1 protein-coding gene is annotated in these 1,304 nt (G+C 55.4%); it reads left to right on the forward strand.

Features of this window, described 5'->3' with window-relative positions:
• Nucleotides 1-98 precede the first annotated feature (98 nt).
• Nucleotides 99-1,277, forward strand: a complete 1,179-nt coding sequence (locus NR164_RS30235; RefSeq protein ID WP_372340312.1) for an integrase core domain-containing protein — start codon at nt 99-101, stop codon at nt 1,275-1,277.
• The last annotated feature ends 27 nt before the right edge of the window (nt 1,278-1,304 follow it).

Below are 1,304 nucleotides of genomic sequence, written 5' to 3' on the forward strand. Positions count from 1 at the left end.
GGAGGGGGCTTGCCCCGGTACAGACCGGAGACATCCTTTACGTTTGAAACCGGAGACATCGTTTACATGTATTAATCATGGCCAGGAGGTAACTGGCCATGTCATGGAATCGAGAGTCCCCTATGGACCAAAAAGTCAGATTGATAGGCGACTGGCTGTCCGGCGCCTATTCAAAACGTCAACTGGCATTGAGCTACGGCATTAGTCGACCGACCTTGGACAAGTGGCTGCAACGGTACGCCACTGCGGGCTTGGACGGACTCAAGGAGGCTTCACGCCGTCCACTCTCAAGCCCTTTTCAAACGTGCGATGCACATATTGCTGCTCTAATTGAGCTCAAGCATCAACACCATGACTGGGGCCCCAAAAAGCTGGTCAAGGTCCTTTCCAATCGCTATCCGGAATGTCATTGGCCGGCACCCAGCACGGCGGGGGAATGGCTCAAACGAGCGGGACTGGTCCAAGAGCGGCGCAAGCGCAATCGTCCGCCTACCGGCCCCGTCAAACTTCGCCCGGCAGACCTCCCCAATCAAACGTGGGCCGCTGACTTCAAAGGCGACTTTTTAATGACGGATGGCCGACGCTGTTACCCGCTGACACTCACGGATCAGGCCAGCAGATTCATATTGTTGTGTCGTGCTCAGCCCAGTGTGGCTGGGGCCCGCGAGGGTTTTGACTGGGCTTTTCGCGAGTATGGTCTGCCTGACGTCATCAGGACTGACAACGGTTCACCCTTCGCTTCAACCGGCCTCAACAGGCTCTCGAGTCTGGCCGTATGGTGGATACGACTGGGTATCTACCCAGAGCGTATTCAGCCGGGGCGACCCGATCAGAACGGGCGGCATGAGCGTATGCATCGCTCACTCAAGGCCGCGTTACTGAAGACGCCAGAAGCCAATATGGTCCAGCAGCAGTTGGCGTTTGAACGATTTCGACAGGAATTCAATCATGATCGGCCGCACGAGGCGTTGGGTATGAAAGTGCCGAACGATCTGTACGATAAATCGCCAAGGATCTATACAGGCTGGGTACCTCCTGCCGAATATGGAGCGGATATGGAGGTACGCAAAGTCAGAACCGACGGATCAATGAAGTGGAGGGGCAGGATGATCTTTTTGAGTGAGTCACTGGTAGGAGAGTCCGTTGGACTGCGAGAAGTGGACGACAACGTGTGGGACATGTACCTATGTAACTATCCACTGGGTAGGCTAGACAGCGGTGCAAGCCGGCTGTCCAGCACCCAGAAACGTAAAGGATGTCCCCGGTCTCGTTTGTAAAGGATGTCTCCGTCTGTACACCCCGAT

Origin of the sequence: Pseudomonas sp. Pse79 (assembly GCF_024519615.1) — a bacterium.
GTDB classification, from domain to species: domain Bacteria; phylum Pseudomonadota; class Gammaproteobacteria; order Pseudomonadales; family Pseudomonadaceae; genus Aquipseudomonas; species Aquipseudomonas veronii.